The 26871-nt window shown below is 65.3% G+C and carries 30 protein-coding genes, 2 tRNA genes and 4 pseudogenes; 18 read left to right on the forward strand and 18 right to left on the reverse strand.

Going from position 1 to position 26871, the window contains the following annotated elements; all coding sequences use genetic code 11:
• Positions 1 to 6 precede the first annotated feature (6 nt).
• On the reverse strand, positions 7 to 654 hold the full coding sequence (locus FGL25_RS17550) for a hypothetical protein (RefSeq protein ID WP_252970127.1): 648 nt from the start codon (positions 652 to 654) through the stop codon (positions 7 to 9).
• 1022 nt (positions 655 to 1676) lie between these two features.
• On the opposite strand from FGL25_RS17550, the gene FGL25_RS10435 reads away from it, so the two are divergent.
• The gene (locus FGL25_RS10435; RefSeq protein WP_138141635.1) at positions 1677 to 2069 is read left to right on the forward strand and encodes a DUF805 domain-containing protein; all 393 of its coding nucleotides are present in this window, start codon (positions 1677 to 1679) and stop codon (positions 2067 to 2069) included.
• Here the strand turns inward: FGL25_RS10435 and lipB are convergent.
• The gene (lipB, locus tag FGL25_RS10440) at positions 2045 to 2761 is read right to left on the reverse strand and encodes a lipoyl(octanoyl) transferase LipB (protein ID WP_138141636.1); all 717 of its coding nucleotides are present in this window, start codon (positions 2759 to 2761) and stop codon (positions 2045 to 2047) included. The genes FGL25_RS10435 and lipB overlap by 25 nt on opposite strands.
• Positions 2762 to 2826: 65 nt before the next feature.
• Between lipB and FGL25_RS10445 the strand changes: the two genes are divergently transcribed.
• From FGL25_RS10445 to FGL25_RS10475, 7 genes are all read left to right on the forward strand, one after another.
• Positions 2827 to 3078 (forward strand): FliM/FliN family flagellar motor switch protein, encoded by a 252-nt coding sequence (locus FGL25_RS10445; protein ID WP_138141637.1) that lies wholly within the window; start codon positions 2827 to 2829, stop codon positions 3076 to 3078.
• A gap of 107 nt (positions 3079 to 3185) precedes the next feature.
• Positions 3186 to 3270: transfer RNA gene (locus tag FGL25_RS10450), tRNA-Leu, on the forward strand.
• Between the two features lie 62 nt (positions 3271 to 3332).
• Positions 3333 to 4751, forward strand: a complete 1419-nt coding sequence (gene mgtE, locus FGL25_RS10455; protein WP_138141638.1) for a magnesium transporter — start codon at positions 3333 to 3335, stop codon at positions 4749 to 4751.
• Positions 4752 to 4842: 91 nt separating this feature from the next.
• A complete protein-coding gene (locus FGL25_RS10460; RefSeq protein WP_167493327.1) occupies positions 4843 to 5667 on the forward strand; it encodes a lysozyme in 825 nt (274 codons plus the stop codon).
• A gap of 44 nt (positions 5668 to 5711) precedes the next feature.
• Positions 5712 to 6875, forward strand: coding sequence for an isovaleryl-CoA dehydrogenase (locus FGL25_RS10465; protein WP_088411376.1), 1164 nt, complete (start codon positions 5712 to 5714; stop codon positions 6873 to 6875).
• A gap of 50 nt (positions 6876 to 6925) precedes the next feature.
• Entirely contained in the window at positions 6926 to 7114 is a 189-nt protein-coding gene (locus FGL25_RS10470; protein WP_003164325.1) for a DUF3008 family protein, read from the forward strand.
• A 93-nt stretch (positions 7115 to 7207) separates the two neighbouring features.
• The gene (locus tag FGL25_RS10475) at positions 7208 to 7846 is read left to right on the forward strand and encodes an exopolysaccharide biosynthesis protein (RefSeq protein ID WP_003164324.1); all 639 of its coding nucleotides are present in this window, start codon (positions 7208 to 7210) and stop codon (positions 7844 to 7846) included.
• A 2-nt stretch (positions 7847 to 7848) separates the two neighbouring features.
• Here the strand turns inward: FGL25_RS10475 and flaF are convergent, their stop codons facing one another.
• Both flaF and flbT read right to left on the reverse strand, forming a co-directional pair.
• Positions 7849 to 8211: a flagellar biosynthesis regulator FlaF gene (gene flaF / locus FGL25_RS10480; protein WP_076224771.1), complete on the reverse strand. Its 363-nt coding sequence runs from the start codon at positions 8209 to 8211 to the stop codon at positions 7849 to 7851.
• Positions 8171 to 8596 (reverse strand): flagellar biosynthesis repressor FlbT, encoded by a 426-nt coding sequence (gene flbT / locus FGL25_RS10485; RefSeq protein WP_046653004.1) that lies wholly within the window; start codon positions 8594 to 8596, stop codon positions 8171 to 8173. The genes flaF and flbT overlap by 41 nt, the downstream gene beginning before the upstream one ends.
• A gap of 167 nt (positions 8597 to 8763) precedes the next feature.
• On the opposite strand from flbT, the gene FGL25_RS10490 reads away from it, so the two are divergent.
• The 7 genes and pseudogenes from FGL25_RS10490 to FGL25_RS10520 all read left to right on the forward strand — a co-directional run bounded on the left by FGL25_RS10490 (position 8764) and on the right by FGL25_RS10520 (position 13274).
• Positions 8764 to 9186: a hypothetical protein gene (locus tag FGL25_RS10490; protein ID WP_138141640.1), complete on the forward strand. Its 423-nt coding sequence runs from the start codon at positions 8764 to 8766 to the stop codon at positions 9184 to 9186.
• 8 nt (positions 9187 to 9194) lie between these two features.
• Entirely contained in the window at positions 9195 to 9401 is a 207-nt protein-coding gene (locus tag FGL25_RS10495) for a hypothetical protein (RefSeq protein ID WP_164918008.1), read from the forward strand.
• A gap of 71 nt (positions 9402 to 9472) precedes the next feature.
• Positions 9473 to 10333, forward strand: a complete 861-nt coding sequence (locus FGL25_RS10500) for an AAA family ATPase (protein WP_046653002.1) — start codon at positions 9473 to 9475, stop codon at positions 10331 to 10333.
• A gap of 107 nt (positions 10334 to 10440) precedes the next feature.
• Positions 10441 to 11322 carry a methyltransferase type 11 gene (locus FGL25_RS10505; protein WP_138141641.1) on the forward strand — a complete coding sequence of 294 codons (882 nt, stop codon included), beginning with the start codon at positions 10441 to 10443 and terminating at the stop codon, positions 11320 to 11322.
• Between the two features lie 154 nt (positions 11323 to 11476).
• A pseudogene (locus tag FGL25_RS10510) lies at positions 11477 to 12071 on the forward strand (YfbR-like 5'-deoxynucleotidase).
• A gap of 234 nt (positions 12072 to 12305) precedes the next feature.
• Positions 12306 to 13085 (forward strand): NUDIX hydrolase, encoded by a 780-nt coding sequence (locus FGL25_RS10515; RefSeq protein ID WP_436835252.1) that lies wholly within the window; start codon positions 12306 to 12308, stop codon positions 13083 to 13085.
• A 98-nt stretch (positions 13086 to 13183) separates the two neighbouring features.
• Positions 13184 to 13274 (forward strand) — tRNA-Ser (locus FGL25_RS10520).
• A gap of 418 nt (positions 13275 to 13692) precedes the next feature.
• Here FGL25_RS10520 and FGL25_RS10525 read toward each other — a convergent pair.
• The 6 genes from FGL25_RS10525 to FGL25_RS10545 form a co-directional block, all read right to left on the reverse strand.
• On the reverse strand, positions 13693 to 14379 hold the full coding sequence (locus tag FGL25_RS10525) for a hypothetical protein (protein WP_138141642.1): 687 nt from the start codon (positions 14377 to 14379) through the stop codon (positions 13693 to 13695).
• Between the two features lie 23 nt (positions 14380 to 14402).
• Entirely contained in the window at positions 14403 to 14732 is a 330-nt protein-coding gene (locus FGL25_RS16960) for a recombinase family protein (RefSeq protein WP_252970260.1), read from the reverse strand.
• A gap of 13 nt (positions 14733 to 14745) precedes the next feature.
• Positions 14746 to 15303, reverse strand: coding sequence for a recombinase family protein (locus FGL25_RS16965; protein ID WP_197733823.1), 558 nt, complete (start codon positions 15301 to 15303; stop codon positions 14746 to 14748).
• Positions 15303 to 15725 carry a DUF2924 domain-containing protein gene (locus tag FGL25_RS10535; RefSeq protein WP_290125517.1) on the reverse strand — a complete coding sequence of 141 codons (423 nt, stop codon included), beginning with the start codon at positions 15723 to 15725 and terminating at the stop codon, positions 15303 to 15305. Before FGL25_RS10535 ends, FGL25_RS16965 begins: the two co-directional genes overlap by 1 nt.
• Positions 15722 to 15988: a DUF3489 domain-containing protein gene (locus FGL25_RS10540; protein ID WP_138141644.1), complete on the reverse strand. Its 267-nt coding sequence runs from the start codon at positions 15986 to 15988 to the stop codon at positions 15722 to 15724. The genes FGL25_RS10535 and FGL25_RS10540 overlap by 4 nt, the downstream gene beginning before the upstream one ends.
• A 69-nt stretch (positions 15989 to 16057) precedes the next feature.
• On the reverse strand, positions 16058 to 16603 hold the full coding sequence (locus FGL25_RS10545; protein ID WP_138141645.1) for a hypothetical protein: 546 nt from the start codon (positions 16601 to 16603) through the stop codon (positions 16058 to 16060).
• A 119-nt stretch (positions 16604 to 16722) separates the two neighbouring features.
• Between FGL25_RS10545 and FGL25_RS10550 the strand changes: the two genes are divergently transcribed.
• Positions 16723 to 16929, forward strand: coding sequence for a helix-turn-helix domain-containing protein (locus FGL25_RS10550; RefSeq protein WP_114817804.1), 207 nt, complete (start codon positions 16723 to 16725; stop codon positions 16927 to 16929).
• Positions 16930 to 16952: 23 nt separating this feature from the next.
• Here FGL25_RS10550 and FGL25_RS10555 read toward each other — a convergent pair whose 3' ends face one another.
• On the reverse strand, positions 16953 to 17375 hold the full coding sequence (locus FGL25_RS10555; protein ID WP_138141646.1) for a DUF5681 domain-containing protein: 423 nt from the start codon (positions 17373 to 17375) through the stop codon (positions 16953 to 16955).
• A complete protein-coding gene (locus FGL25_RS10560) occupies positions 17372 to 18703 on the reverse strand; it encodes a site-specific DNA-methyltransferase (protein WP_138141647.1) in 1332 nt (443 codons plus the stop codon). The genes FGL25_RS10555 and FGL25_RS10560 overlap by 4 nt, the downstream gene beginning before the upstream one ends.
• Before the next feature lie 445 nt (positions 18704 to 19148).
• Here FGL25_RS10560 and FGL25_RS10565 point away from each other — a divergent pair.
• Positions 19149 to 20339 (forward strand): annotated as a pseudogene (locus FGL25_RS10565) (IS3 family transposase).
• A gap of 223 nt (positions 20340 to 20562) precedes the next feature.
• On the opposite strand, the pseudogene FGL25_RS10570 reads toward FGL25_RS10565, so the two are convergent.
• Positions 20563 to 21254, reverse strand: a pseudogene (locus FGL25_RS10570) (IS6 family transposase).
• A 146-nt stretch (positions 21255 to 21400) separates the two neighbouring features.
• On the opposite strand from FGL25_RS10570, the pseudogene FGL25_RS10575 reads away from it, so the two are divergent.
• Positions 21401 to 22422: pseudogene (locus tag FGL25_RS10575) on the forward strand (IS110 family transposase).
• Between the two features lie 236 nt (positions 22423 to 22658).
• On the opposite strand, the gene FGL25_RS10580 reads toward FGL25_RS10575, so the two are convergent.
• Genes FGL25_RS10580 through FGL25_RS10595 form a run of 5 tightly spaced genes read right to left on the reverse strand, consistent with a single transcriptional unit; the run spans position 22659 to position 26829 of the window.
• Positions 22659 to 23219 (reverse strand): hypothetical protein, encoded by a 561-nt coding sequence (locus FGL25_RS10580; protein ID WP_138141648.1) that lies wholly within the window; start codon positions 23217 to 23219, stop codon positions 22659 to 22661.
• Between the two features lie 23 nt (positions 23220 to 23242).
• Positions 23243 to 24145 carry an MFS transporter gene (locus FGL25_RS10585; protein WP_138141649.1) on the reverse strand — a complete coding sequence of 301 codons (903 nt, stop codon included), beginning with the start codon at positions 24143 to 24145 and terminating at the stop codon, positions 23243 to 23245.
• Positions 24146 to 24201: 56 nt separating this feature from the next.
• Positions 24202 to 24414, reverse strand: coding sequence for a hypothetical protein (locus FGL25_RS17555; RefSeq protein ID WP_252970128.1), 213 nt, complete (start codon positions 24412 to 24414; stop codon positions 24202 to 24204).
• Entirely contained in the window at positions 24398 to 25132 is a 735-nt protein-coding gene (locus FGL25_RS10590; RefSeq protein ID WP_252970129.1) for an NAD(P)H-dependent flavin oxidoreductase, read from the reverse strand. The genes FGL25_RS17555 and FGL25_RS10590 overlap by 17 nt, the downstream gene beginning before the upstream one ends.
• The gene (locus FGL25_RS10595; protein WP_138141650.1) at positions 25129 to 26829 is read right to left on the reverse strand and encodes a class I adenylate-forming enzyme family protein; all 1701 of its coding nucleotides are present in this window, start codon (positions 26827 to 26829) and stop codon (positions 25129 to 25131) included. The genes FGL25_RS10590 and FGL25_RS10595 overlap by 4 nt, the downstream gene beginning before the upstream one ends.
• Positions 26830 to 26871: the final 42 nt, after the last annotated feature.

Raw genomic sequence — 26871 nt, forward strand, 5'->3', positions numbered from 1 at the left:
TTCAGATCAGGCGCCGAACAGTCCGTTCACCCAGGTCCGCACGGCGGCTTCGTCGGTCGCGTCGCCGGCATAGGCCAGAGCGCCGGCCGGGGCGTATGGCGCGTTGTTTCCGCGCTGACGCGTCGTCCAGGCCTTATGACCATAGCTGAGGTCGGCGTAGTTGGACGGCAGACGCAGGGTCGTCGGCTCGATGAAGATGGTGTCCTCAGCCGTGGTCGAGCCGGCGATGCGCACGTTCGGCAGACGGCTCAGCAGGTCCAGCGTGTCCAGGCAGCCGCCCGAGCAGCCGGCGTCGACCAGCACGATCACCTGGCCCTGCACCGGGTTGGCGGCGCCGGTGTCCGGCGTCGCCGGACGGCCCGGCATGACGAAGGTCGGCTGACCGGCGGCGATGGCGCTGTCGAAGGCGGCGACGATGGCCTGGGTCTGCTCGATCACCGCGCCCGATTCCTGGACGAAGCGCGGGTCCGACACCATGCGGTTCAGGGTATCGGCGAACCACTGACGGTTGGCGGCGGTGGCGCGGTAGGTGATCTGACCGGCTTCCGGCTGGCGGCTGACGGTGAACTCCGGCGACCAGATGCGGTTGGCCAGGCCATAGCCGCGCGAGGTGGCGTTCACCGACGCCCCGTTGGCGCCGCGTAGGTCGAGCACAAAGCCCTGCGGTCCGCGGATGGCGGCGGGACTGCGCCTCGATCTGGGCGAAGAAAGCGTCCCAGGCGGCGTCATCGGCCAGGGAGTGGACGTTGATCCACGGGCGCCCGTTCACCGTTTCGACCGACAGGGGCGCGCCCGACGGGACATAGACCGAAGCGCGATAGGCCGCTTCCAGGTTCTGGGCCGTGGCCGGTTGCGGCGACAGGGTGAAGTCGCGGGTGCGGCGGCCGACCTGGAACTCGCAGGTGCCCGGCACACCGGTGGTCATCGGATTGTTGCGGTTCCACAGCAGATAGGGCGCGCTGCGGACGCGGCCGGCCTCGGTCGTCAGGTCGCCCTCGAACTGGTCCAGCTTGGCCTTGGCCAGGTCTTCGATCGGCTCGGCGTTGCAGCTCTTGAGCACGGCGCCCAGCGGCGGCGCGCCGCGCACGCCCGGCTGAACATAGGAGACGACGTACTGACCGTTGCGCCAGGCCGTGGCCACGCCCGGCCAGCTGGTGGCGAAGAACGGACCCAGGCCCTCATAGGTCGGGCGGGCGGCGATGTTGGAATCGCGGAAACCGTTGGCGTACCAGCGCAGCAGATAGGCGTGGCTGTCGCCGCTGTTGACCTGACCGGCCTTGGCCTGCGCCTGCTGCAAGCCCGCATCCAGCCAGGCGCGGAAGGGGGCGCTGGCGTCTCCCGGCACCACGGCGGCAGGGTGGTTGTCACGCAGAGCCGCGTGCATGGCCTGAAGGTCTTGCCGCGCCAGATCGCTGAAGTTCTGGGCCGAGGCGGCCGAGGCGGCGAAGCTCAGGGCCAGTACGGCCGCCGAAGCGGAAAGCAGGCGTTGCATAGGGGTTCTCCCAGTCCGTTCAGTATGCGGGTTGGTCGTGTTTTAGACCCATTAACGGCGCCGTCGCCACCCCTGTGACGAAATTGCACCGCTTTGCAGACCGCGGCGTTTACGCGCGCCCGTTTCCCGACTAGGCCGTGGTTTCCGCAGGCGCAAAACGCGCCGAAACGCCGCGTGCCCCAGAATGACCGCCCTGGCTGATCTGTTTTTGAATTCTACGGGGCGCATCGGTCGAATTCGCTTCCTAGCGGGCGCAACCTGCCTGATCGGCGTCTGGGTCGCCGTGGACATTTTTCTGCGAACGCCCGGCTGGCTTCACGCCCTGGTCGCGGCCCCCCTGCTCTACGGCGGCTTCTGCATCCTGTCCCAACGCCTGCATGACCGGGGGCGTTCAGGTTGGTGGAGCGGGCCGATCCTGCTGGCCTTCGCCCTGGCCTGGCCGCAGCCGCTGACGTTTCTGGGCTGGGTCGCGACGGCCGCTCTCGTCCTGATCGCCTTCGACCTTGCGGTCCTGCCAGGTCAGAAAGCCTTCAACCGCTACGGCGCCGCGCGTCAGAGCGGCGCGACGCCGGGCTGAACCGGCCCGAACACCTGCTGGAAGGACGACTTCAACGCATCGTCCGCCTCATCCATCGTCGCCAGTACGCCCAGATCGACCAGGCTGGTCACGCCGTGTTCGGTGATGCCGCACGGCACGATGCCGCCGAAATGGTCCAGATTCGGCTCCACGTTCAGGCTGATGCCGTGGAAGCTGACCCATTTGCGGACCTTGACGCCGATGGCGGCGATCTTGTCCTCGCGGCTCCAGCCCGCGCCCTTGCGCTCGACCCAGACGCCGACGCGACCCTCGCGCATTCCCGCCTCGACGCCGAAACGGTCCAGGGCGCCGATGATCCAGTCCTCCAGCCCGTGAACGAAGCCGCGCACGTCCTTGCCGCGCTTATTCAGGTCCAGAATCACATAGGCCACGCGCTGGCCCGGCCCGTGATAGGTGAACTGCCCGCCCCGCCCCGTCCGATGAACCGGAAAGCGATCCGGCGCCAGCAGGTCGTCGTCCTTGGCCGAGACGCCTGCGGTGTAGAGCGGCGGATGCTCCAGCAGCCAGACCAGCTCCTCGGCCTCTCCGGCGGCGATGGCGGCGACGCGCGCCTCCATGGCGGCCTCGGCGGCGGCGTAGTCGACATAGCCGGACGACAGCGCCCATTCGACAGGGCGGCCGTCCTCGCGAAGCAGGCTGCGTTGGGAAGAGTTTAACGGGTCGGCAAGCATGATGCCCTCAATGTGGGGCCGAACGCGGCGGCGCAAGGGCCGCCCGTTGATTTGCGAGTACCGTCTTGAGCCAGATCGAAGCCGTCGATGTCGAGATTTCGGTCGTGCTGGGCCGTTCGGTCCTGCCGATGCAGCAACTGCTGCGCATGGGCCGCGGCGCGGTGATCCCGCTGGACGCCTCGGAAAAGGACGAGGTCTGGATCCTCGCCAACAACCACCCGGTCGCGCGCGGCGAGATCGAGATTCGCGACGACCGCATCGCCATCACGGTGACGCGTTCGGCGGATGTCTATGATTTCATGGCCGGGGCCGCCTGAGCCATCCCTCGCCTGTCAGGAGAAGGAATTGCGCCTGTCTCCGCTATTTCCGCAAAACGCTCTTTTCTTTCCGTCGGCTCTCCGCTATTGCCCGCCCTCCGATGCGAGCGGTCGTGGCGGAATTGGTAGACGCGCAGCGTTGAGGTCGCTGTGGGGCAACCCGTGGAAGTTCGAGTCTTCTCGACCGCACCATCTGATCTGACAGGGCGAATCTCGGCTAGATAGGCTGAAATCATCTCAGAGGAGGCAGATACGTGACCCACACGGACCTTGCCCCTCTGCGCCCCGAAGACCCCCATCTCGAAGACGATGATCACGCCGCCCTCGGTGAAGACTACGCCCTGACGGCGGCCTTCGTCGAAAAGGTCGTGGACGCCGCGGACGACGGCGACGGCATGCGGCTGCGCGGACTGCTGGAAGACCTGCACCCCGCTGACGTCGCCGACCTGATGGGCTTCCTGACCGCCGAGCACCGCTCGGTCGTGGTCCAGTGGCTGCCGCCCGAACTGCTGGCGGAGTCCCTACCCGAGATGGACGACGGCATCCGCGAGAAGGTGCTGGAGCGCGTCCCCTCCGCCACCCTGGCCGAAGCCCTGCAGGAACTGGATTCGGACGACGCCGCCTCGGTCGTCGAGGATCTGGAGGACGACCAGCGCGAGCGCGTGCTGGCCGCTATGCCCGAGGTCGAGCGCGCCGCCATCGAATCCTCGCTGGGCTATGCGGAGGATTCGGCCGGCCGTCTGATGCAGCGCGAGTTCATGGCCGCGCCGCAGTTCTGGAACGTCGGCGACACCATCGACCACGTCCGCGCCCAGGGCGACGACCTGCCCGAGCTGTTCTTCGATATCTATGTGGTCGATCCGATGAATCGGCCGGTCGGCGGCGTCGCCATCAGCCGCATGCTGCGCAGTCCGCGCGCCACGCCCCTGATCGAGCTGATGGAGCCGGTCAACGCCATCGAGGTGGACGTCGACCAGGAAGAGGTCGCCTACATCTTCGAGAAATATCACCTGATCTCGGCCCCCGTGGTCGATACGGGCGGGCGGCTGGTCGGCCAGCTGACCGTCGATGACGTGGTCAACATCATTCAGGAAGAGAACCGCGAGGACATCCTGCGCCTGGCCGGCGTCGCCGACGAGGACCGCTCGTCCAGCGTGTTCGAGATCGTGCGCGGCCGCGTGCCCTGGCTGGGCATCAACCTGTTCACCGCCATGCTGGGCGCCAGCGTCATCGCCCTGTTCGAAGGCACCATCCAGCAGATCGTGGCCCTGGCCGTGCTGATGCCCATCGTCTCGGCCATCGGCGGCAATGCAGGGACGCAGGCGCTGACCGTCACCGTGCGCGCCCTGGCGACGCGCGAGCTGAACGCCTCCAACGCCCTCAGAACCTTCTGGCGCGAGATGGCCGTCGGCCTGGCCAACGGCTTCGTCCTGGCGCCGCTGATCGGTCTGGCGGCGGGATTCTGGTTCCAGGACTGGCGCATCGGCGCCGTGATCGGCGCGGCCATGATCCTGAACCTGCTGGTCGCGGCCAGCGTCGGCGTGCTGACCCCACTGACCCTGTCGAAGCTGAAGTTCGACCCGGCCGTGTCCTCGGCCGTGTTCGTGACGGCGACGACCGACTTCTTCGGCTTCCTGATCTTCCTCGGCCTGGCGACCATCGTCCTGCTGTAAATCTGACCTGAAACGGCCCCGCCCGTTTCGGAACAAGGCTTGCTCCGTCCCGGCCAGGGCGAGAACGCCCCGTTTCGAATTGGGTCAATCCGTGTCCGCAGCCGCGCCGCAACGCCGCAAGGTCTCTCGAGAAGGCCTTCTGCTGATCAAGAGCTTCGAGGGCTTCCGCCCGCGCACCGTGCTGCGCCGCGACGGGACGCCCGTCATCGGCTACGGCCACGCCCGTTCGGCCCGCCTCGGCGCCGTGATCAGCGAAGCCGAGGCCGAACTGCTGCTGCAATACGACCTAATGCCGATCGTGGCCCTGCTGAACGAGCGCGTGCGTCTGCCCCTGAACCAGCACCAGTTCGACGCCCTGGCCAGCTTCATCTTCTCCATCGGCCTGGAGCGGTTTCAGGGATCGGACGTCCAGGCCAAGCTGGATGCGAATGCGCCGTCCGAAGCCGCCGTCGCCCTGTCCGCCTGGCCCGAGCGCGCCTCGCCGCCGGTCGACGCCCTGTACCGCCGCCGCTCGGCCGAGCGCGCTCTGTTCGACACGCCCCCCGATCAGCCCGCGCCTCTGGACGCCCTGCTGACCGCCCCGGTGCGCGGCCCCGGTTCTGCAGAGCCGCCCGCTGACGCCGCCCCGCCCACCGCCCCTGTCCTGCGTCACGAAGCCCGCGCCGCCGCGCCCGACGCGGCCCTGGGCGACAAGGGCGCCGTCCTGTTTATCGGCGGCGTCGGAGCCCTAGCCTTCATGGCGGGAATCGCCGCCTTCCAGCGCGCCTGGCGCGCGCCGACGGCCAGCGACGCGACCGTGCTGATCGGCGCCGGCCTGGCCATCGCGGGTCTCGTCTTCATCGGCATGGCGGCCTGGAGCGCCCTGCGCGCCAAGGCGCCGGCGACAGGCGACGTGAAGCAGAAACAGTCGCGCTAACAGCAGTCTTTGCGAAGCTCGCGCGCGATGCTACGCCTTGCGGCATGAGCATTCCCTTCGCGCCCCAATCCATGGAATTCGGCCTCGGCGAGACCGCTGACGCCATCCGCGACACCACCGCCCGCTGGGCCGCCGAACGGCTGGCTCCCCGCGCCGCCGAAATCGACGAGAAGAACGAGTTCGCCCGCGACCTGTGGCCCGAGATGGGCGAGCTGGGACTGCACGGCATCACCGTCGAGGAAGAGTTCGGCGGCCTCGGCCTCGGCTACCTCGAACACGTGGTGGCGATGGAGGAAGTCAGCCGCGCCTCGGCCTCGATCGGCCTGAGTTACGGCGCCCACTCCAACCTGTGCGTCAACCAGATCCGCCGCTGGGGCACGCCCGAGCAAAAGGCGAAGTATCTGCCCAAGCTGATCTCGGGCGAGCATGTCGGCTCGCTGGCCATGTCCGAGGCCGGCTCGGGCTCCGACGTCATGTCCATGCGCACCCGCGCCGAGAAGAAGGGCGACCGCTACGTCCTGAACGGCACCAAGTTCTGGATCACCAACGCCCCGCACGCGGAGACTCTGGTCGTCTACGCCCGCACCGGCGACGGCAACGGCGGCGTGACCGCCTTCCTGATCGAAAAGGGCATGAAGGGCTTTTCGGTCTCCAAGAAGCTGGACAAGATGGGCATGCGCGGTTCGGACACGGCCGAGCTGGTGTTCGAGGATTGCGAAGTCCCCGAAGAGAACATCATGGGCGGCGAAGGGCGCGGCGCCGCCGTGCTGATGAGCGGCCTGGACTATGAGCGCGCCGTCCTGTCGGCCGGTCCGCTGGGCATCATGCAGGCGGCTCTGGACGTGGTCCTGCCTTACGTCCGCGACCGCAAGCAGTTCGGAAAGGCCATCGGCTCCTTCCAGCTGATGCAGGGCAAGGTGGCCGACATGTACGTCGCCCTGAACAGCGCCCGCGCCTATGTCTATTCGGTCGCCCGCGCCTGCGATCAGGGCCTGACCACCCGTTATGACGCGGCAGGCGCCATCCTGCTGGCCTCGGAAAACGCGGTGAAGGTCACGCTGGAGGCCGTCCAGGCCCTGGGCGGCGCCGGCTACACCAAGGAATGGCCGGTCGAGCGCCTGGTCCGCGACGCCAAGCTCTACGACATCGGCGCCGGCACCAACGAAATCCGCCGCTTCCTGATCGGCCGCGAACTTCTGGGAAGCTGACGGAACCCCAAGGCGGGCGGACGGTTGCCCTTCATTCGAAGGAGATCGTCATGCCCGCCAAATCCGCCGCCCAGCAGAAGGCCGCCGGCGCCGCCCTGTCGGCCAAGCGCGGCGATACGCCCAAGTCCGAACTGAAGGGCGCGTCGAAATCCATGTTGGAATCGATGAGCGAGAAACAGCTGGAAGAGCTCGCCCACACCAGGCGCAAGGACAAACCCGAGCACGTCTCCAAAGATTAGCTGTCCATTTCGCCGCAACCGCCACGGCAGGGATGGCGCCAAGCCTGGCGGGCCCCTATCGTCACGGACGACCCTGTCTTGAGTCTCCCATTGATGACGCTCGTTCCCGCGCCGCCGCCCGATGAGGGGCGGACCTTCTCCGACGTGCTGGAGCGCCTGGGCCAGGCCCAGGGCGAAAAGCTGTCTCTTCGCGAAATGGTCGAGGCGTTCGGCGAGCGCGGCTTCGGCGCCGTGATCCTCATGCTGGCGTTGATGGCGCTGTTTCCGTGGCCGCCGGGCGGCAAGGCGGTCTTTTCCGTGCCGATCATCCTGATCGCCGCCGAACTGGCGCTGCAGCGGGACAGGGTCTGGCTGCCGCGCTGGTTGCTGAATCTGTCTGTGAGCCGCGCTTCCTATCGGACGGCCGCCGAGAAGATTCTTCCGCGGCTTCAACGCGTCGAGCGACTTACCCGTCCTCGCTGGCCCGCGCTGACGGGCGAGGCGGCCGATGTGGTCATCGGCCTGATCTGCATTCTGCTGGCGCTCATGATGGCCCTGCCGGTGCCGTTCGGAGACGCCCTGCCCGGCCTGACCTTGGCCCTGTTCGGCTTGGGGATCATCCAGCGCGACGGCGCCTTCATCCTGGCCGGCTTTTTCGGCACGGGCGTGTGCGGGATCTATCTGGCCCTGGTGTGGACGACGGTGGTCGCCGTCGTCGCCGGCATCGCCGAATGGGCGACCAACCTCTTCTAGGTTCAGCCCGCGTCAGTCTGACCGCTGAGGCCCTGCATGATCATGCGGTTGATGTCGATCAGGGTCGAGAAGTCGTCCTCGCCGCGCATGACCTCGGAGGTGTTGCGGTTGACGAACAGGCTCAGGGAAATGAACTGCGCCCGCATCGCCTGCGGCATGGCGTTGGCCGGATCCGAGCAGGCGGTCGCCAGCGTCGACCACAGGCGGCGGTTCCAGTCCAGAGCGTCCATCCGCCCGGCGACGTCCGACTTGTCCAGGGTCGCGGCGTGCATCAATGCGCGCGTCACCTGGCCGAACAGTCGGTATTCCATTTCACGCGGCGATTCAGCCCGCGTCGCCGCCGTCTTGTACGCCTGAAGCGACATTGCCGAGCCTTTGGTCTTCGTAATCGACGATTTTGCGAGCGCCCATCAGGGCCTTGTAATACTGGCGCGCCAGCACGTGCTTGGAGCAGGCGACGCATTCCGTCAGGACGTCCGGATTGCGGACCGCCCCCATGAATTCCGTCAGGCGCAGAGCGAATTCATCATAGAATTTCGGCGCCTCCGCCTCATCCAGATACATCATCATGACGGGGAAATAGATACGGCGCGCGGGCGTGGTCACGTCCTCGGGCTGCATGATGTCCTTTTCGCGCAGGACGCTGGCCTTGTTCTGCAGGACCAGCACGCCGCGACGGTCGCCGTTCTGCACGACGGCCCCGTTCAGCACGAATTTCTCGCCGGGTTTCAGCGACAGTTTCAGAGGCAAGGGAAGGTCTCCGTGGCGCCGCCCTCACCGTGACGGCCGGCCGCTGAAGAACTGTAAAGCGACGTGGTTAACCATCCCTTCACTTCGATCGCTTCCCAGCGTCACGATCGCGCAGACGGGAACGTCCCGCCGAGCCGAGCCGTTGACCTTTCGCAAGGGAGACGACGATGGCAGAACCCGAATTCGAGGCCGACGGCCAGGATCAGGCCGAAGTCTATGACGAGACCCATCTGGACGATGAAGGCGACGGCGATCTGTCGTTCGACGAGGCCGATGACGTGCTTGACGTCACCCAGATGGACGGGGACGCCGACGCCGAACCCTTCGACGAGGACGACGCCGATCTGGACGCCGACCTAGCCCTGGACGGGATAGAGGCCGAGGCCGACGCTCTGCTGGGCGTCAACGGCGTGCGGTTGAGCGATGCGGACAGCGACGGCGTCACGGCCTCGGGCGCGAACGAGATCGAGCTCGTCTACGCCGGCTTGATGCGCAACCAGCGCGGCGCCCAGGCCAGCGCCGCCCATTGGGAAGCCAAGCGTCTGTCCGACGACGATCTAGAAGACCTGGGCTACGGCCCTGAGCAATGAGGGATTCAATGACCGAACACCATCCGACCAAGGCCCAGGAAGACGCCGACCCGAACACCCCCCCTGCCAAGCGCGCGCCGCACGAGCACGGCAAGCCAGACCAGTTGAAGGACAAGGAAAAGGAAGCCGAGAACCGCCAGGAAGCCCTGATCGACGAAGGCGTCGAGGAGACCTTTCCCGCCAGCGACCCGGTATCGGCCAAGCGCATCACCTGACGCCTGCCGCCTGTTCACGCGCATCTCTTTAAGCTACCTGCTCCATTCCCCCGGAATGGAGCAGGTTTCGCATGAGCCGGTTCGAAGGCACGTCCAACTATATCGCCACCGACGACCTGAAGGTCGCCGTGAACGCCGCCGTGGCGCTGGAGCGCCCGCTGCTGATCAAGGGCGAGCCGGGCACCGGCAAGACGGTCCTGGCCTATGAACTGGCGCGGGCGCTGAATGCGCCGCTGATCACATGGCACGTCAAATCGACGACCAAGGCGCACAACGGCCTGTATGAATACGACGCCGTATCGCGTCTTCGCGACAGCCAGCTGGGCGACGAGCGCGTCCACGACGTGCGCAACTATCTGAAGAAGGGCAAGCTGTGGGAGGCCTTCACCGCCCCGGTCCGCCCCGTCCTGCTGATCGACGAGATCGACAAGGCCGACATCGAGTTCCCCAACGATCTGTTGCAGGAACTCGACCGCATGGAGTTCTACGTCCAGGAAACGGACGAGACGATCCGCGCCGAGGTCCGCCCCGTCGTCGTCATCACCTCGAACAACGAGAAGGAGCTGCCGGACGCCTTCCTGCGCCGCTGCTTCTTCCACTACATCCGCTTCCCCGACGCCGAGACGATGCAGGACATCGTCGAGGTCCACTTCCCCGGCATCAAGCCGCGTCTGGTGTCGGAAGCGCTGAAGACCTTCTATGAAATCCGCGACACGCCGGGGCTGAAGAAGAAGCCCTCGACGTCCGAACTGCTGGACTGGCTGAAGCTGCTGCTGGTCGACGACGTGGCGCCGGAAACCCTGCGCGAAAAGACGCCGGGCAAGCTGATCCCGCCGCTGCACGGCGCCCTGCTGAAGAACGAACAGGACGTGCATCTGTTCGAACGCCTGGCCTTCATGGCGCGCCGCGACGGCGTCCGTCCCGGCGGTTGAGAGGGACGGCTGATTTTCGCCGCCTTCCCGTCGCCTTTCGATTACCGCGATTTCACTGGTCCTGCGGCGCTGATGGCGCACAATCGGGGCCTGGAGTGGAGCCGACCATGCAACACATCACCTGGCCCGTTATCGCCCTGGCGCTGATGACCGCCGCCTGCGACAACGGCGGCGCTGTGCGCATCACCACCTCCACGACCTCGGATTCCTCGGGCGTGCTGAAGGTGGTCGACGCCCTGCAATGCCCACAGACCCAGGGCGTGCTGACGCGCAAGGGCTCGGCCCGCGCCGACGGCTCCTGCGTCTACAGCGGGCCTCGCGGCTCTGAAGTCATCCTGCAACTGGTCCAGTTGGACGGCCGTTCGGCGCAGAACGCCCTGAAGCCCTTCGAAACCCGCCTGACCGCCGACCTGCCCGAGGCCATGGCCCAGGTCGAAGCCGAGAAAGCCCGCGCCGAAGCCGACGCCGCCAAGGCGGAGGCCGACGTGGCCAGGGTCGAGGCGGACGCAGCCCGCGCCGAGGCCGACGCCTCTCGCGCTGCGGCCGAAGCCGCTTCCGGCGACTCCGCCCACGTCAGCGCGCCCGGCGTGCGCGTCGACGCCCAGGGCGACAAGGCCACGGTCCGCCTGCCGGGCATGCGGATCGACGCCGACGGCGACCGCGCCAACATCCGCATCGGCGGCCTGACCATCCGCGCCGACGACAAATCCAGCCGCGTCGACGTCTCGTCCGGAGACGACGCCGTAAAAATCGAAGCGACCGACGGCGCCGCACGCATTCGCACCAGCGCCGCCGGCGAGTCCGTCCGTTCGACCTTCCTGATGACGGCGGACGAGCCCTCGGCCAGCGGCTGGCGCACCGTCGGCTATGAGGCGCGCGGCCCGGTCGGCGGCCCGATCGTCGTCGCCACCGTCCGCAGCAAGGACCGCGATCCCGACCGCCTGTTCGACGCCGCCAAGGCCCTTGTGACGCTCAACGTCGGCGATTAACCCCCATCTATCGCAACGGCCGCCCTTGATCGCGCGTTCGGTCTGAGTCACCAGCCTGAGCATGCGCAGCATCAAGACCTTGGCCGAAGAAATCGAAGACGCCGGCCCCGCGCCCCGAGTCCGCAAACCCAAGCCGCCCCGCGCCTGGCAACGCATGTTGTCCGGCCGCCGCCTGGACCTGCTGGACCCCTCGCCGTTCGACATCGAGATCGAGGACATCGCCCACGGCCTGGCCCGCGTCGCCCGCTGGAACGGCCAGACGATCGGCGAACACGCCTTCTCGGTCGCCCAGCACTCGCTGGTGGTCGAGGAGATCGCCGCCCACATCCGGCCGGGGCTGGAGCCCGAAATGGCGCCTGGCCGCCCTGCTGCACGACGCCTCGGAATACGTCATCGGCGACATGATCTCGCCGTTCAAATCGGCTCTGGGCGCCGGCTACAAGGATTTCGAGGCCCGGCTCGAAGCCGCCATCCACGTCCGGTTCCAGTTGCCGCCCAAGACGCCGCAGACGATCAAGACCCTGATCAAGAAGGCCGACAAGGCCTGCGCCTTCTATGAGGCGACCCAGTTGGCCGGTTTCACCCGCCGCGAGTCGCTGCAGATCTTCGGCGCCCCTCCGCCCGGCTATGATCTGGTGATCGAGCCGCAGCCTGCGGCCATCGCCCAGCAGCGCTATCTGGACCGCTATCGCGTTCTGGCCGAAGCTGTCGGCATCCTGCCCGGCGCCGACGCCTGGCATACCGAATAGCCGGACACTGCACAGAGCGGCGGACGCAAGGGAGACATATGGCGCAGGCGCGGACGGAGGCTTCATCCTCCCACACCGGCATCAGGATCGGCCTGTCGGCGGTGATCATCGCCCTGCGGGGCCGTGAAGCCGTGGTTCTGACCACCCACGCCCCCGACGGCGCCCCCCGCCCTGCCCTTCGGCCCCTTCGACCCCGCCCGCGACCGCACGTTCGAACTGGCCCTGCGCGCCTTCGTGGCCGACCAGACCGGCTTCCCGCTCGGCTTTGTCGAGCAGCTCTACACCTTCGGCGATCTGGGCCGCGACGCTCCGCGCGCCACGCCCGGCCCGGATCAGGCGCGCGACATCTCGGTCGGCTATCTGGCCCTCACCGCCGATGCGCCCGACGACCCCAGTTTCGGCGCTTCGGGCCGCGACGCCGCCTGGACGCCCATCTTCCACGTCTTTCCCTGGGAGGACCGCCGCCGAGGCCCGCCCGCCGTCATGGAGCGCCTCGCCCCCGGTCTGACCGCCTGGGCGGGCGACGACGCAGCACGCAAAGGTCGCGTGGACGCTCTCTTCGCCCTCTCGCCCGGCGCCCGCTGGAACGAGGAGCGCGTGCTGGACCGCTATGAGCTGCTCTATGAAGCAGGCCTGGTCGAGGAGGCTGCGCGCGACAACGGCCGGCCCGTCCCCGCTTCGCCAGGCGACCTGCCCATGGCGTCGGACCACCGCCGAATCCTGGCCACAGGCGTCGCTCGCCTGCGCAGCAAACTCAAATATCGGCCCGTCCTGTTCGACCTGACGCCCCCGACCTTCACCCTGTCGGAGTTGCAGGCGGCGGTAGAGGCGGTGGCGGGTCTGTCCCTGCACAAGCAGAACTTCCGCCGAGGGGTCGAACGCACCGGCCTGGTCCAGCCCACCGGCGTTTTCACCAGCGACACCGGCGGCCGCCCCGCCGAACTGTTCCGCCACGTCCGCCCCGAACCGGGCGACGGCGGCGCCTTCGGCCTGTCGCTGCCTGGACAGCGTTGAACAGCCGTTCAAATTTCTTCACCGTCATGGCTTGCGGCCATCGCAGCCTTTGATTAGAGAAGCCGCTCGCTCAGCCCCATTAGGGACTTTCGGCCTGCGGAGAGGTGGCAGAGTGGTTGAAATGTACCGCACTCGAAATGCGGCGTACGTGGAAGCGTACCGGGGGTTCGAATCCCCCCCTCTCCGCCACACACTCGCTCGCTAGATTGAAGTCTCCCCCACAGCGGGAAACAAGCCCCACATTCCCGTGCCTTAGCGGCTTCTAGAGACCGCATTCCTGTCTCTCATAGCCGCCACCAGCCTCCATTCACGGCCGTAAAGCGCGCTGGTCTCCGTCTAGCGCGAGGGGGTCTGGTTTAGGCCTTTGCCTACTTTTCCTGTTACCGCCATTTTAACAGGGGTTCGGCATCGGGAATTCCTAGGCCTATCTCCCCAAAAATCGTGACTATTCCGTACCTTGCCGGATTGGAAAAGTCAGAAAATCTAATGCGCAATAACAGGGGAGAAAGTCGACGGAACAGGATCGTAATTCGACCGAACAGGGCTTTATATCGACCCCGAACAGGCTGATAATTTTGGCGACGATGTAGTGGGTGCTGCGCGAGGCTCAGCCGGCGTAGAGACGCCGCTGCTCAGCCCAGGCGAGCGGCATATCGCAGGTCATGAGCGCTTGGAGGCTCATGGACGGTTTCTGCGTGCCGTCAAGAATGGCGCGCTTGAGGTCCGGAGCCAGGAAGGCGACACGGATCAAGCGCGCGGCATAGCCATCGGTCATGCCTTCCTTGCGGGCGATAGCCGCAAGGGTCGCTTCCTCGCCTGTCATCAATTTACGCTTCCAAGCTTCAGCTCGCACGAGCGCCGTGCTCAACGCCCCGTCGACAGTCCGGCGCATGACGGGGCTCGCCCCATCCGGGCCGATAATGGTGAGGGCGCCGCGACGCGTGACGGAGAGCGGAAGGCGCAGAATCGGCATGCCCTCGAACCGCTCCAAGCGTTCGAGGATCATCCGGCCCGCGTCAGTGACCCACTCGTCGCAGCGGGTCGGATCGAGTCGTATGAGCATTTTATCACGCCCGATTTCGATACGATCGATGAGATCGCGAATGGCAGACCAATCGCCCGTCCCCTCGATCGGCATGAGCGGCGCGACAGCGTTGAGCACCCCAGCCTCAATGATCGGCGCGGAGATTCTCCCGTGGACGCCAGCCGCACCCGACTTGCCCTTCTGGATCGCCGTCGAGACGTAGTACCGATAAGTCGCCCCGCCCTTCCGCGGCGCGCTGACCGGTGACATCGTGTGGCCAACGCTGTCGAAAATCAGGCCCGTAAGTGGAGCCCTGCGTGGGGCGGCCTCGCCTTCCCAGGCTTTCGCTTCCTCCTCGTCTCGTCCAGCAGGTGCTGCACTGCGTCGAAGGTTTCGCGATCGACCAGGGCCGGATGCTGCCCGGGATAGACGTCGTCCTTGTGGGGGATATCGCCGGCGTAAATGGGGTTGCGCAGCATGTGATAGGCGCCCCCGCGCTCAATCGCCATGCCGCCCTTCGGCTCCCCAGCCTTGTTCGTCCAGCGCTTGGAGGTCACGCCTCGCGCCGCCAGTTCGTCTATCACCTTATTGACGGACCGGATTTCAAGGTAGCGCTGGAACATCCAGCGCACGATCTCAGCCTCGGCCCTCGTTGATCTTCAGCGTCCGCCCGTCTGGATCATAGCCAAGGACGGGCCGCCCACCCATCCAGAGCCCCTTCTTCTTCGAGGCCGCAATCTTGTCGCGTATCCGCTCGCCCGTGACCTCGCGCTCGAACTGAGCGAATGAAAGAAGCACGTTTAGGGTCAACCGGCCCATGGACGTCGTGGTGTTGAAGGCCTGGGTTATACTGACGAAGCTGGCGCCCGCGCAGTCAAGGACATCGACGATCCTGGAGAAGTCCGACAGCGACCGCGTCAGGCGGTCAACTTTATAGACCACGACCACATCGACCCGCTTAGCCTCGATCTCCGTCATCAGGCTACGCAGCGCCGGGCGCTCCAGATTGCCCCCGCTGAAGCCGCCATCGTCGTATACCTCGGGAAGGAGCACCCAGCCCTCCCCCGCTTGAGACATCACGTAGGCGGCGCAGGCGTCACGCTGCGCATGCAGCGAGTTATAGTCCTGCTCCAACCCCTCCTCGGTGCTCTTGCGGGTGTAGATGGCGCAGCGGATCGTCTTGGGCGCTAACATCAAGCGGCGACCTCACGCAGGCCAAAGAACCGCGGACCGTTCCACCGGACGCCCGTAATGGCGCGGGCGACGTGGGAGAGGCTCTTGTAGGGCCGGCCCTCCCAGACAAATCCTCCCTCCACCACCTCGACCTGATGTCGCTGCCCCTGCCAGGTCCGTTCCAGCCGCGAACCGGACTTGAAGGCTGCGGTGCGGATGGTGGCTTTACGTCCCGTCCGATGCCGAGCGGCGGTCTGGGCCAGACGCTTGTCGAGGACGCTGTCCTCGCCTTCGACCGCCATCTGCATGCGCTCGGCCAGAGCCCGGCGCATGAGGTCCCCGGATCGAAGCGGCGGCGGTTCGCCGAAGCGCCCACGCCAGACCGCGCGCAGGGCGTCGATTTTCATCGTCTCAAGCGCCTGAAGATCGTCGACGCAGCTCACTGGCCCGCCTCCTGCATGATCCGCCAGCGCCGACCGACCTCGGCCTTCGCGCTCACGACGGTGTAGCCCTTGCGTTTGAGCGCGCCGGCCATGGCGCCGCGGATCGAATGGGCCTGCCAGGCGGTCACGGCCATCATCTGCGCCATGGAGGCGCCGTCAGGGCCGCCCAGCAGGGCGATCAGATGATCCAGCTTGGAAAGCCTCGGGCCAGCCGGGGCGAGCGTATCGCCGGATGTGTCGATGTCGATGTTGGCCTTGGTCATGATGTTCCGGTCCAGGTGAGCCAGGCTAAGCGCCCTACTGACCTGAGCCCGGGGTGGCCGGGCGGTTCACTACCGCTCTCCGCCGGGCGCTTGTCCAATGGTTTCCTGGCCCAGCCCCTTCTTCTTGTGGGAGCCGATCTCGCCCAAGGTGAAGTTGCTGCTGAAGGCCGAGAACAGGCGCTCGACCTCGTCGATGCGGAAGTATCGGTCATTGGCCGTTCGGCTGGTGGGCTTGTCGCGCCGGGCATGGTGATCGGCAGTGGCCTTGGGCACCATGTAGACTTGGCGCAGCGCGCCGCCCTCACCCGATAAAATAACGATCGCCAGCCAATCGAACATGTCGCCGGCCTTGTAATCGACGTAGGCCGCGCCCCTCTTAAAGGTCCGCGACTTCACCGAAATCCGCTGCGCAGGCGCGCCCAGGGGCTGGGCGATGACATCGTAATGGGGCCAGTTGTCGGGAACTTTTAACGCGGGAATGCCGGCGAGCGTCAGCTCGGCCGCGACCAGCATTTCGCAGGCATCGCCCATTTGTTTGCTCGTGAAGCGCCGGCCGGCCGACGCACCCGGCGTAACGCCATCGGCATCGACAGCGGCTTTAGGGGCGGCATCCATTCAGCGGACCTCCCGTAGACGACAAGTGACATCGTCATGGTCTCAACCACAAACAAGTCAAGCCGATTGTCTCTGATCGTCTGTAGACCTATCGACGACATCGCCATGTCCAAGTGGGGATGGAAAACGTCCGCCAACGCCTTGCCGCCAACCTGCAAAAGCACCGCCGCGCCAAGGATCTCAGCCAGGAAGCCTTTGCCCACGAGGCAGGCATCCATCGAACCTACGTGAGTGATCTCGAAAGAGGAGCGCGGAACCCGACGATCGATGTAATCGACCGCCTGGCCCGCGCCTTGAACGTCAAGATTAGCGATCTGCTAGACTGAGAGCAGTCGCTCCATAAACCCAGCTATCTCTTTGAGCGTTCGGCCAGACTGATCATGAACGCCCGGATCAACGGGTCCTTGGAGCCAACGTCCTGATAGTCGGGAGCATGCTGATCAATCAACCTCAGGCGACTATCTTGGATGATGTTGTCCCCGAAGGCGTCCTGGATCAGCTTGATCGCCTGCCTCTGCTGAGAGATCTTGCCGTTCGCCGCGTCGATGAAGATGCGGTAGTAAATGGCCTGATCCAGGGTCATTTTCTTGACCCCGCCAGGCGTTTTCACTGGGATTTTGATCCGGGCGATCGCACGCACGTCACGGCCTTGCTGGCTCGGGATTTGCGCTTGCGGGACCTTGCGCGGACGCCCCTTCGGATTCCCCGACCTGCCAGGCTTGAACCGCGTGTCTTTGGCCGGATTATTGGGGCCCTCAGGATGGTCGGTCATGCTGCGCCCTCCTCGACTTGCTGGCTCGCCCTCACCTCGGCGACGTCAGCGAACACCCTGCCGTCCCCCTCAAGCGTCGCCTGAAGCTTGGCCCTTTCACTGAGGCGGCGGATGATGACGTCGCAGTAGAGCGGATCGATCTCGACGCCGCACCCGCGTCGGCCGGTCCGGTGCGCCGCCAGAAGGGTGCTGCCAGAGCCCGCAAAGGGATCCAGCACGATGTCACCACGGCGCGAGCAGTCGCGGATGGCGTCCATGATCATGGCGACAGGCTTCACGGTGGGGTGATCCGCCAGATCCTCGTCCCGACCGGCGCCGAAACTGTTGGCTCCGGCATAAGCCCAAACATTGGTCCTATACCGGCCGTGCCGCCCGAGCTCCACGTTGTTCACATGCGGCGCTCGGCCATATTTGAAGACGAGCACCAGTTCATGCGCCGATCGATAGAGCGAGCCCATGCCCCCGTTGGTCTTGGTCCAGACGCAAAGGTTTTTCAATTCGCTGTAGGCGGCGGTTCCCGCCTGCAAAATCTCGGGCAAATGGCGCCAGTCCATGCAGTGGAAATGGATGGAGCCCTCCGCCGACGCCTTGGTCACCTGGGTGAAGACCCGAAAGAGGAAGTTAGCGAATTCTTCGCTGGCCATCTCTCCCGACGCCATAGCGAACTCTCGATGCTGGGCCCTTCCCAACCCGGAAACATGGCCTGCGATGGGGACATTGTACGGCGGATCGGCGAACACCATCCCCGCCTTCTCCTCGCCGAGGAGTTGAGCGTAGGTCTCAGCCTGCAACGCATCCCCGCAGATCAGGCGATGACGCCCGATCTGCCAGACATCGCCCGGGCGCGTGACAGCGGGGCCCGCAGCGGATGCGGGCACTGCGTCATCGGGGAAGCCCTTGGCGCCTTCCGTTCCGATATCGCTAAGAATGGCGTCGATCTCGGGCAATTCGAAACCGGTCAGGCACAGATCGAAATCCACATCCAGATCGGCCAGATATTGGAACTCGACCCCAAGAAGGTTGCGATCCCAGCCGGCGTTCTCCGCCAGCCGATTATCCGCAATGACGTAGGCGCGCACGTCGGCCTCGCTCATGTCGGCCAGGCAGACCGTCGGGACCTCAGTCAGGCCCAACTGTCTGGCCGCAGTAATCCGGCCATGGCCGGCGACGACGCCATTATCCTTGTCGATGAGCACCGGGCTGGCGAAGCCAAACCGCTGGATGGAGCGGGCGATCTGGTCGATCTGCTTTTGACTGTGGGTTCGTGGATTACCAGCGCGCGGTCGCAGGTCGCCAATGGGGCGATATGTGATTTGCAGGTGGGCCATAAGGCGTTCCCGTCATGCGCCGGGGCCCGCTGCGTGGATGACCCGGCTGTTCAAGAAAGCCATGCCCGGCGAATGCTGAGCATGGGTCTTGATGACGGCGGCATTTAAGCAGACCGGGCCGTCGGACAGCGGTTCGGGGTGGCGTCGCCTCAGGCAACGCAGGTCTCCGCTGGAGACAACCTATAAATACGTCAAAAGCGCGGGCGGTGAAAGACTCCTACCGTTGAATCCGCCAGGCCGTGGCTCTCGACCGGCGCGCGGCTGCTGAAAGCTTCCACCCCGCGTGCTCGTTCCGACCCGAAACGGCCTCCGTCCCCCAGCTGCACAGCCTTCAAACCAGCATCATCACCGCATTGCCGAAGTTGTGCAGCAGCACGGGCAGTGACGTGACCCCCTGAAACTCCTCCAGGAATAGCTAGAGTCCGCCCAACGAAGGACGGACAGAATGAAGCGATCAAGGTTCACGGAAGAGCAAATCATCGGGATCTTGCGGGAGCAGGAGGCCGGTGTGGCGACGGCAGAGGTGTGCCGGCGACACGGTGTCAGCTCGGCGACCTTCTACAAGTGGAAGGCCAAGTTCGGAGGCATGGACGTGTCGGAGGCCCGGCGGCTGAAGGCGCTGGAGGACGAGAACACCAAGCTGAAGCGGATGCTGGCGGACGCGATGCTGGACAACGTCGCGCTGAAGGATTTGCTGGGAAAAAAGTGGTGACGCCCGCCGGCTATCGCGAGGCGGCTAGCCATCTGAAGGCCGCCTACGAGATGAGCGAACGGCGGGCGTGCCGTGTGCTGGGCGTCGATCGGACGAGTGTGCGCTATCAGGCGACGCGCCCGGACGACGGCGCCCTGCGCGACCGGCTGAAGGCTCTGGCCCAGGAGCGTCGCCGGTTCGGCTATCGCCGCCTGCACGTGCTGCTGCGGCGCGAGGGCCATGCGGTCAACAGGAAGCGGGTCCAGCGGATCTATCGCGAGGAGCGACTGACGGTCCGTCGACGCGGCGGTCGGAAGCGCGCCATCGGCACCCGAAGGCCGCTGGAGCTGCCACTGGTGGCGAACCAGCGCTGGTCGCTGGACTTCGTGGCCGACCAGATGACGGACGGGCGGCGCTTCCGCATCCTGACGGTGATCGACAACTGCACGCGTGAATGCCTGGCGCTGGTGGCCGACACCTCGCTGTCGGGCGCGCGGGTCGTGCGGGAGTTGGACGCCGTCATCCGGCAGCGGGGCCGGCCCGACACCATCGTCAGCGACAACGGGACGGAATACACCTCGAACGCGGTCCTGGCCTGGGCCGACGACACCGGCGTCGGCTGGCATTACATCGCCCCCCGGCAAGCCCCAGCAGAACGGCTTCAACGAGAGCTTCAACGGACGCCTGCGCGACGAGCTGCTGAACGAGACGCTGTTCCGATCCCTGCCGCACGCCCGCGCAGTGCTGGAAGCCTGGCGACGCGATTACAACGAGCGGCGTCCGCACTCGAAGCTCGGATGGCTGACGCCGCAGGCTTATGCAGAAGCGCTCACCGGACAGATCGGCCGGTCCGCTGCGCTGGTTGGGGGCTGCGCTGACCGGCCTCTTGCCAACCCCACCAACCCCAGCTCAGATCACCAAAGGACTCTCGATATGGCTGGATGAGAAACGGGGGTCACGTCAGTCACGTCAGGCGCGGCCTTCCAATGTCGGCCAGCTGACATTAAACCTTTCATGAACGCGTTCTGACGATCGAATGCGCGAGGGAGGGGGCAGGATTGACATCAGTAAGTAATGGAAACGAAAACGGGGATCTGGCCTTCACACCATTGCCACGGTGCTGTCAGGATAACTAAGCGAAGTCGAAAGATCCCTACCCTGCTCATTTTCAGACCACGGCCGCCTCCCACGCGGCATTCGCTTCAGCGCGAAAGCAACGAAGTGTGGGTCTGCTGATCAAATGGCGCTGGAAGTTGAAGGTGTTGTAGATCGCGGCGTGGGTGGTGAGAAATCTCTGGGCTGAGGCTTGGGATTTGAACCTCTGCTGCTGCCGCTCTCGTCGCCGGATCGGCAGGTGAGAATTCTCAACGCGGTTATTATCACGCAGTCGACCGGGACGATGAAGATGCCGTAGTTCCAACTGATCGAGGACCGCACCGTAGGATGCCAGCCCATCCGTTGTGATGGTTTCCGGCTCGACAGGTTGGTTACGTATAAGACGTCTAATCAGCTTCAAAGCCGCTTCTGTGTCCCGCCGACGCTGGACGATGACGTCTAGAACCTCGCCTTCATCATCAACAGCGCGCCACAGATACATACGTCTGCCACCGATCTTGCAAACCATCTCATCGAGATGCCAGCGGCCTGTGGGTGACCCACGTCGCTTCTTCAGCCGCCGTCCAATCAAAGGCCCGACTTGATCGTCCAGCACCGGATCGTTTCGTAGCTCACGTCGATTCCGCGTTGCGCCATCAACTCCTCGACATCACGGAAGCTGAGGCTAAAGCGAAAGTACAACCACACGGCATGACGGATCACCTCCGCCGGAAACCGATGACGTTTAAAGGATAGCGGTTTCATAAACGTTTACTCCACCAACGGCTTGCGCCGTCTAAGCGGAGAATGTTTAGCGTTAGACTGATGGGGTGGACGGCCCCTGTGTCCGGCGTCGAGTGCGCCATAGTGTGGTCGTTGTTGATGTGGCCACAGAACAGGAACCGTCCACCATGATGACTACCACGATCGGCCTCGACTCGCCAAGAGCGTATTTCAGGTTCACGGCGTTAGCAGCGAAGGACGGGTTACTGTTCGCCGGAAGCTGCGGCGTGCTGAACTCATGAGGTTCTTTAGAGATTTACCCCCGTGCCTGATCGCATGGAAGCGTGCGCCACCGCCCATTATTGGGCCCGTGAACTCTCTGCCTTGGGCCACGAAGTTCGGTTGATGCCGCCGAGTTATGTAAAGGCCTACCTCCGCCGCCAGAAAAATGATGCGGCTGACGCTGAAGCAATCTGCGAGGCTGTGACGCGTCCGACGATGAGGTTCGTGCCGGTCAAGAGCGCTGAGCGTCAAGCGATCCTGACCTTGCATCGGACCAGGGAGTTGCTGGTTCGACAGAAGACCACGCTGATCCGGGCCATCCGTAGCCATTGCGCAGAGTTCGGCCTCGTCGTCCCGCAGGGCGCGCGACGGATCACTGATCTCCTGCAGTTGGTGCGAGAGACACATCCTTCGACGCTTCCGCAAGCGGCGGTGCTGACAATGCAGATGCTCGGTGCCCAGCTTGATGCCCTGGCCGTACAAATACGCACGCTTGAGCGGCGACTGCTGGCTTGGCATCGCGAGAACGAGACAAGCCAGCGTCTGGCCACCATTCCTGGAGTCGGGATTATCACTTCAACCGCTCTGGCGGCCAGCATCAGCGATCCAAAACTGTTCAAATCCGGTCGTGAGTTCGCTGCCTTCCTGGGACTGGTTCCTCGACAAAACTCATCTGGTGGCAAGGAGCGGTTGGGGCCAAATCTCCAAGAAGGGAGATGGCTATCTGCGCAAGCTCCTCGTGGTCGGGGCTACGTCGGTGATCCGGCGTGCTCGAACCGGTGTGACGCCATCAGCTGGCTGGGTCCAGGCGTTACTGGAGCGTCGGCCATCCCGCGTCGTGACCGTAGCCATGGCCAATAAGACCGCCCGGATTGCGTGGGCGGTAATGGCGCGAGGCGAGACCTACAGACCTATCGCTAAGGTTTAACCGAGATTGCTGCGGACCATTGGTTTGTAGCTCCGAACTGGAAGGGTGCATATGGGATGATGATGATCAGGTAGTGGCCGCAGGCTGGGAAAACCCGAGGTACTGTCGGAGCCTTGAGCTCGATAGCCTGATTGGGACCTGGTCCAGCGGACTCCATCAGGGCCAGCGGCCATCGACGCCGCACAAACAGGCCGGACAGATGACCGCAACACCCAGATCGTCACTTCAAACCAGATTCACCCTTGCAGTGCAGGGGCCGTCCACAGATGACAGCACCGGATCAATCCCCCTGCACCCAGAAGCGCACTAGCGCGGCCAGCCAGCGGCGGCGAGTGGCGGAAAGACGGGTCGAAGACATGCGGCTCATTCCGTTCAGGCGGCCGTTCAGAGGAATCCGCGTCGCCGTCAGCACGCAGAATGAACCGATCCTTGCCAAGCCACAGCAAGCCCGCGCCGAGAAGCAGGACGACGGCGCCGACCGTCAGCAGCGACAGACCGACCATGCCCGGATCGGCGAACACGCGGTCAGTCGCCAGCCCGACCAGCAGAGGCACCAGGCTGAGCCCCAATAGATTGGCGACCAGCGTATAGAAGGCCCCCGCCTGTCCACGCAGGGTCCCAGGTGTGAGTTGCTGCAGCGCGGCCCTGCCGGTCCGGCCGTCGCCGCCATGGTGACAATAGCCAAGGCGGCGCCGATGACGCCAACGATCGGCGACGGTGACAGCACCATCAGGGCGACCGGCGCCCAGTTGCGCCACGCAGACCAGGGCGCCGACGCGCAGATAGGCGTCCTTCACTCCCCGCTTCAGCCAGCTGTCGGTCAGGGTGCCGCCCGCAATGGCCCCCAGCGGCCCCCGCGGTCAGCAGGATGACGCCGAGGACCAGTCCCACCTGCCCGATCGACCAACCGTGGTGGCGCAGGAAGAAGGCCGGGGTCCAGATGGCGATGGGCGTAGCCGTATCCCGTGTGCATGGCGAAGCCGAAATGGTGGCAGGTCAGCGCAATCCAATGGCGTCGGGCGTGTTCGACAAAGGCGCCGAAGGTGGCGCCGCGCACAGACGTCGCTGCGGTTCGCGCCGGTCGGGCTTCGCGCACGAACATCAACGCCAGGGCCAGGAACATTCCGGGCACGCCGGCGATCAGGAAGGCCAGGTGCCAACCGGCCAGCGGTTCGCCGTTCCACGGCAAGCTCATCGGCGGCAGGGCGTCCAGCCAGCCGACCAGCTTGCCGCCCAGGATGAAGGCGACGCCCGTGCCCAGATAGATGCCCATGGCGTAGATTGAGAAGGCTCTGGCCCGGCGCTGCGGCTGGAACAGGTCGGCGATCAGGGAATAGGCCACGGGCGCCAGGGCGGCTTCACCCACGCCCACCATCATGCGGGCGATGAACAGTTCGGTGAAGTTGGTCGCCAGACCGCAGGCCGCCGTGGCCAGGCTCCACAGGATGATGGCGCCGGCCAGCAGTCTGGGTCGGTGCATGCTGTCGACCAGCCGTCCGAAGAACAGTCCGACGACGGTGTAGAACAGGGCGAAGGCGAAGCCGTACAGCAGGCCGAAATGGGTGTCGGTCAGATGCAGGTCACGACCGATCGGCTCGATCATCATGACCAGGATCTGGCGGTCGAAGAACGACAGCACATAGCCCAGCATCAGCAGGACCAGCACATAGCCTCCGTGACGACCGGAAGGCGGCGCGATCAGTCCATTGTCGGTGATCTGCATTCTCGTCTCCGGGTCTGGATCACGGGCCTGGGCCACGTCCGTCAGATTGATTCAGACTATGCCGCCGCGCGGCGCATGCGATGGGCGTTCAGACTGTCGATGAGGTCGTTCACCACCTGTCGAGCCGGGCGAACGGTGCGGATCGCGCCGACCCCCTGCCCCGCAGACCAGATGTCGCGCCACGCCTTGGCGCCCTTATGCGGGTCGTCGAAGTCGATGCGTGACCGTTCGCTGGCCGGGATGGCGTCAGGATCAATCCCCGCCGCCACAATGCTGGGCCTCAACATGCAGTTGGGGAATGCCGGTGAAGGCGTCGGTGACGATCAGATCGCGGATATCGGCCTCGACCAGCATGGCCTTGTAAGCGTCCTTGGCCAGGCTTTCCTCGGTGGCGATGAAAGGGGTGCCGACATAGGCGTAGTCCGCCCCCAGCGTCAGCGCCGCGTCGATGGCCGCGCCCGTGCTCAGCCCGCCGCCCAGAACCAGCGGTCCGGACCAGAACTCGCGCACGGCCGGCACGAAGGCGAAGCCCGTGATGGAGCCGGTATGCCCCCCTGCCCCGGCAGCGATCAGCACCAGGCCGTCCACGCCGGACGCCGCCGCCTTGCGGGCGTGTTCCACCGTGCTGACGTCAGCGAAGACCTTGCCGCCATAGGCGTGAACGGCCTCAATCACTTCAGCGGGACTGCCCAGGGCGGTGATCACCAGCGGCGGCTTGTAGCGCACGATCAGCGCCAGATCGTCGGCCAGACGCCGGTTCAACCGATGCACCACCAGATTGACGGCCCAGGCCCCGTCCTGCGGCGTCAGCGCCTCGGTGATCTGCGTCAGCCAGCGATCGAGATCTTCAGAAGTCCGGCAGTTGGCGACCGGGAACGACCCGACCACGCCCGCCTTGCAGGCGGCGATGACTAGTTCGGGGCCTGACACCAGGAACATGGGCGCGGCGATCACAGGCAGGCGCAGGTTGCTGATGATATGGCTCATGCGACTTCCCCTTCATCGGCCATGCGCGACAATTCACGGCGCAGCACCTTATGCATGGCGTTGCGCGGCAGGGCGTCGAGCACCAGCAGGCGCTGGGGCAGCTTGAACACCGCCACCTTCTTGTCTTTCAGAAACTGGATCAAATCCTCCAGCGTCACCGTCTCGCCCTCTCGCGGCGTGACGGCCACGCCGACCTTCTCGCCCAGCCGCGCGTCACGACAGGCGAAGGTCGCCACCTCCTTGAGTTGCGGATGACGGCTGAGAAGTTCGTCCAGCTCCGCAGGCGCGATCTTAAGGCCGCCGCGCACGATGATGTCCTTGCAGCGTCCCACATAGCGGTAATAACGGTTCAGTTCGTCCTCGCCCGCAATCTCGAACAGGTCGCCTGTACGTAGATAGCCTTCCCCATCGAAGGCGGCTTTGGTCTGGTCTGGGCGTCCGAAATAGCCGGCGAAGATCGACGGGCTGCGCATCCGCAGTTCACCGGACCGCCCCGGCACGTCAACCGCCTCGCCGGTTTCCAGATCAATCAGCCGCGCCTGAATCTGCGTCGATTGCGGGATGCTGGCCCAGGTGAACTGGTGACTGCCCAGACGCGGAAAATAGCTGCCTCGGTGCGAAGCGTCTGGCATCTCGCGCGCCGAACTCAATAGGCTGGTACCCTCATTGGCGCCGAAGAAGTTGACGATTTCGACGCCGTAGTCAGCCTCCATCCGCTCGATAGCCCAGCTGGGGATGACCGCCGAACCCGTGCCCATCACCCTCAGGCTGCTGATGTCGGCATCCGCCGCCACAGCGGGATCCTTGAGCAGGGAGAGAAAGAAGGCCGGCGGCATGAAGGTCGCCTGCACCCGCTCATCACGAATCTGCTCCAGCGCTAGACCGATATCGAGCGGCGAATGCATGACCAGGGTGCCGCCGCCCATCAGCCACGGCATGACGCTGCCGCCGATCGCCGCCATATTGACCAGGGGCCGGGTGTTCAGGATCACGTCGTCGGGCCGCAACTGGGCGGAATCGATCATGATCTGGCCGGTCCAGGCCCAGTTGTTGTGGGTGCGCATCGCCCCCTTGGGTTCCCCTTCGGTGCCAGAGGTCCAGCAGACGGTGAAGACGTCGTCGGCCACAGCCCGCCCGTCTTCACGATGAACGGTCGCCAGCGCTCCGGCAGCCGCGGCGTCGGCTTCGAACCAGTCGGCCGCCTCGGGTTGATCCAGAACCACGACCGGACACCCCGTCTCTTCGCACACCACGCGCGCCGCTACGGACAGATCGCGGCGCTTGAACCGCGACACGGTGATGAACACCCGAGGTTTCAGCAGGGCCACGATGGGACGCAGCTCATTCTCGTCGAACTGAGGCAGGACCGGGCTGCAGATGGCCCCCAGACGCGCGCAGGCCAGCAGGATGATCACCGGGTCCATGGTGTTGGGCAGTTGGTAGATCACCACGTCGTCACGGCGCACGCCCAGCAAGGCCATCCGCCCGGCCGCTGCATCGATGGCGGCGTCCAAGCCCGCCCAGTCGAGACGCCGGGGTTCGCCGCCTGTGAACTCAGACCGATTGGGCGGATCCACCAACGCCAACCGCTGCGGATGGGCAGCAGCGGCGATGCGGACCCGATCATCCAGGGTCACATCGCCCCACCATCCCTTAACCCGGTATTCGGCGACCAGGTCAGCGTCGTGTGCAATCACTCTACAAACTCCATCGCTCAGGGCCAGCGGACCGCATGCGCG

The organism is Brevundimonas vancanneytii, assembly GCF_901421975.1.
GTDB lineage: Bacteria > Pseudomonadota > Alphaproteobacteria > Caulobacterales > Caulobacteraceae > Brevundimonas > Brevundimonas diminuta.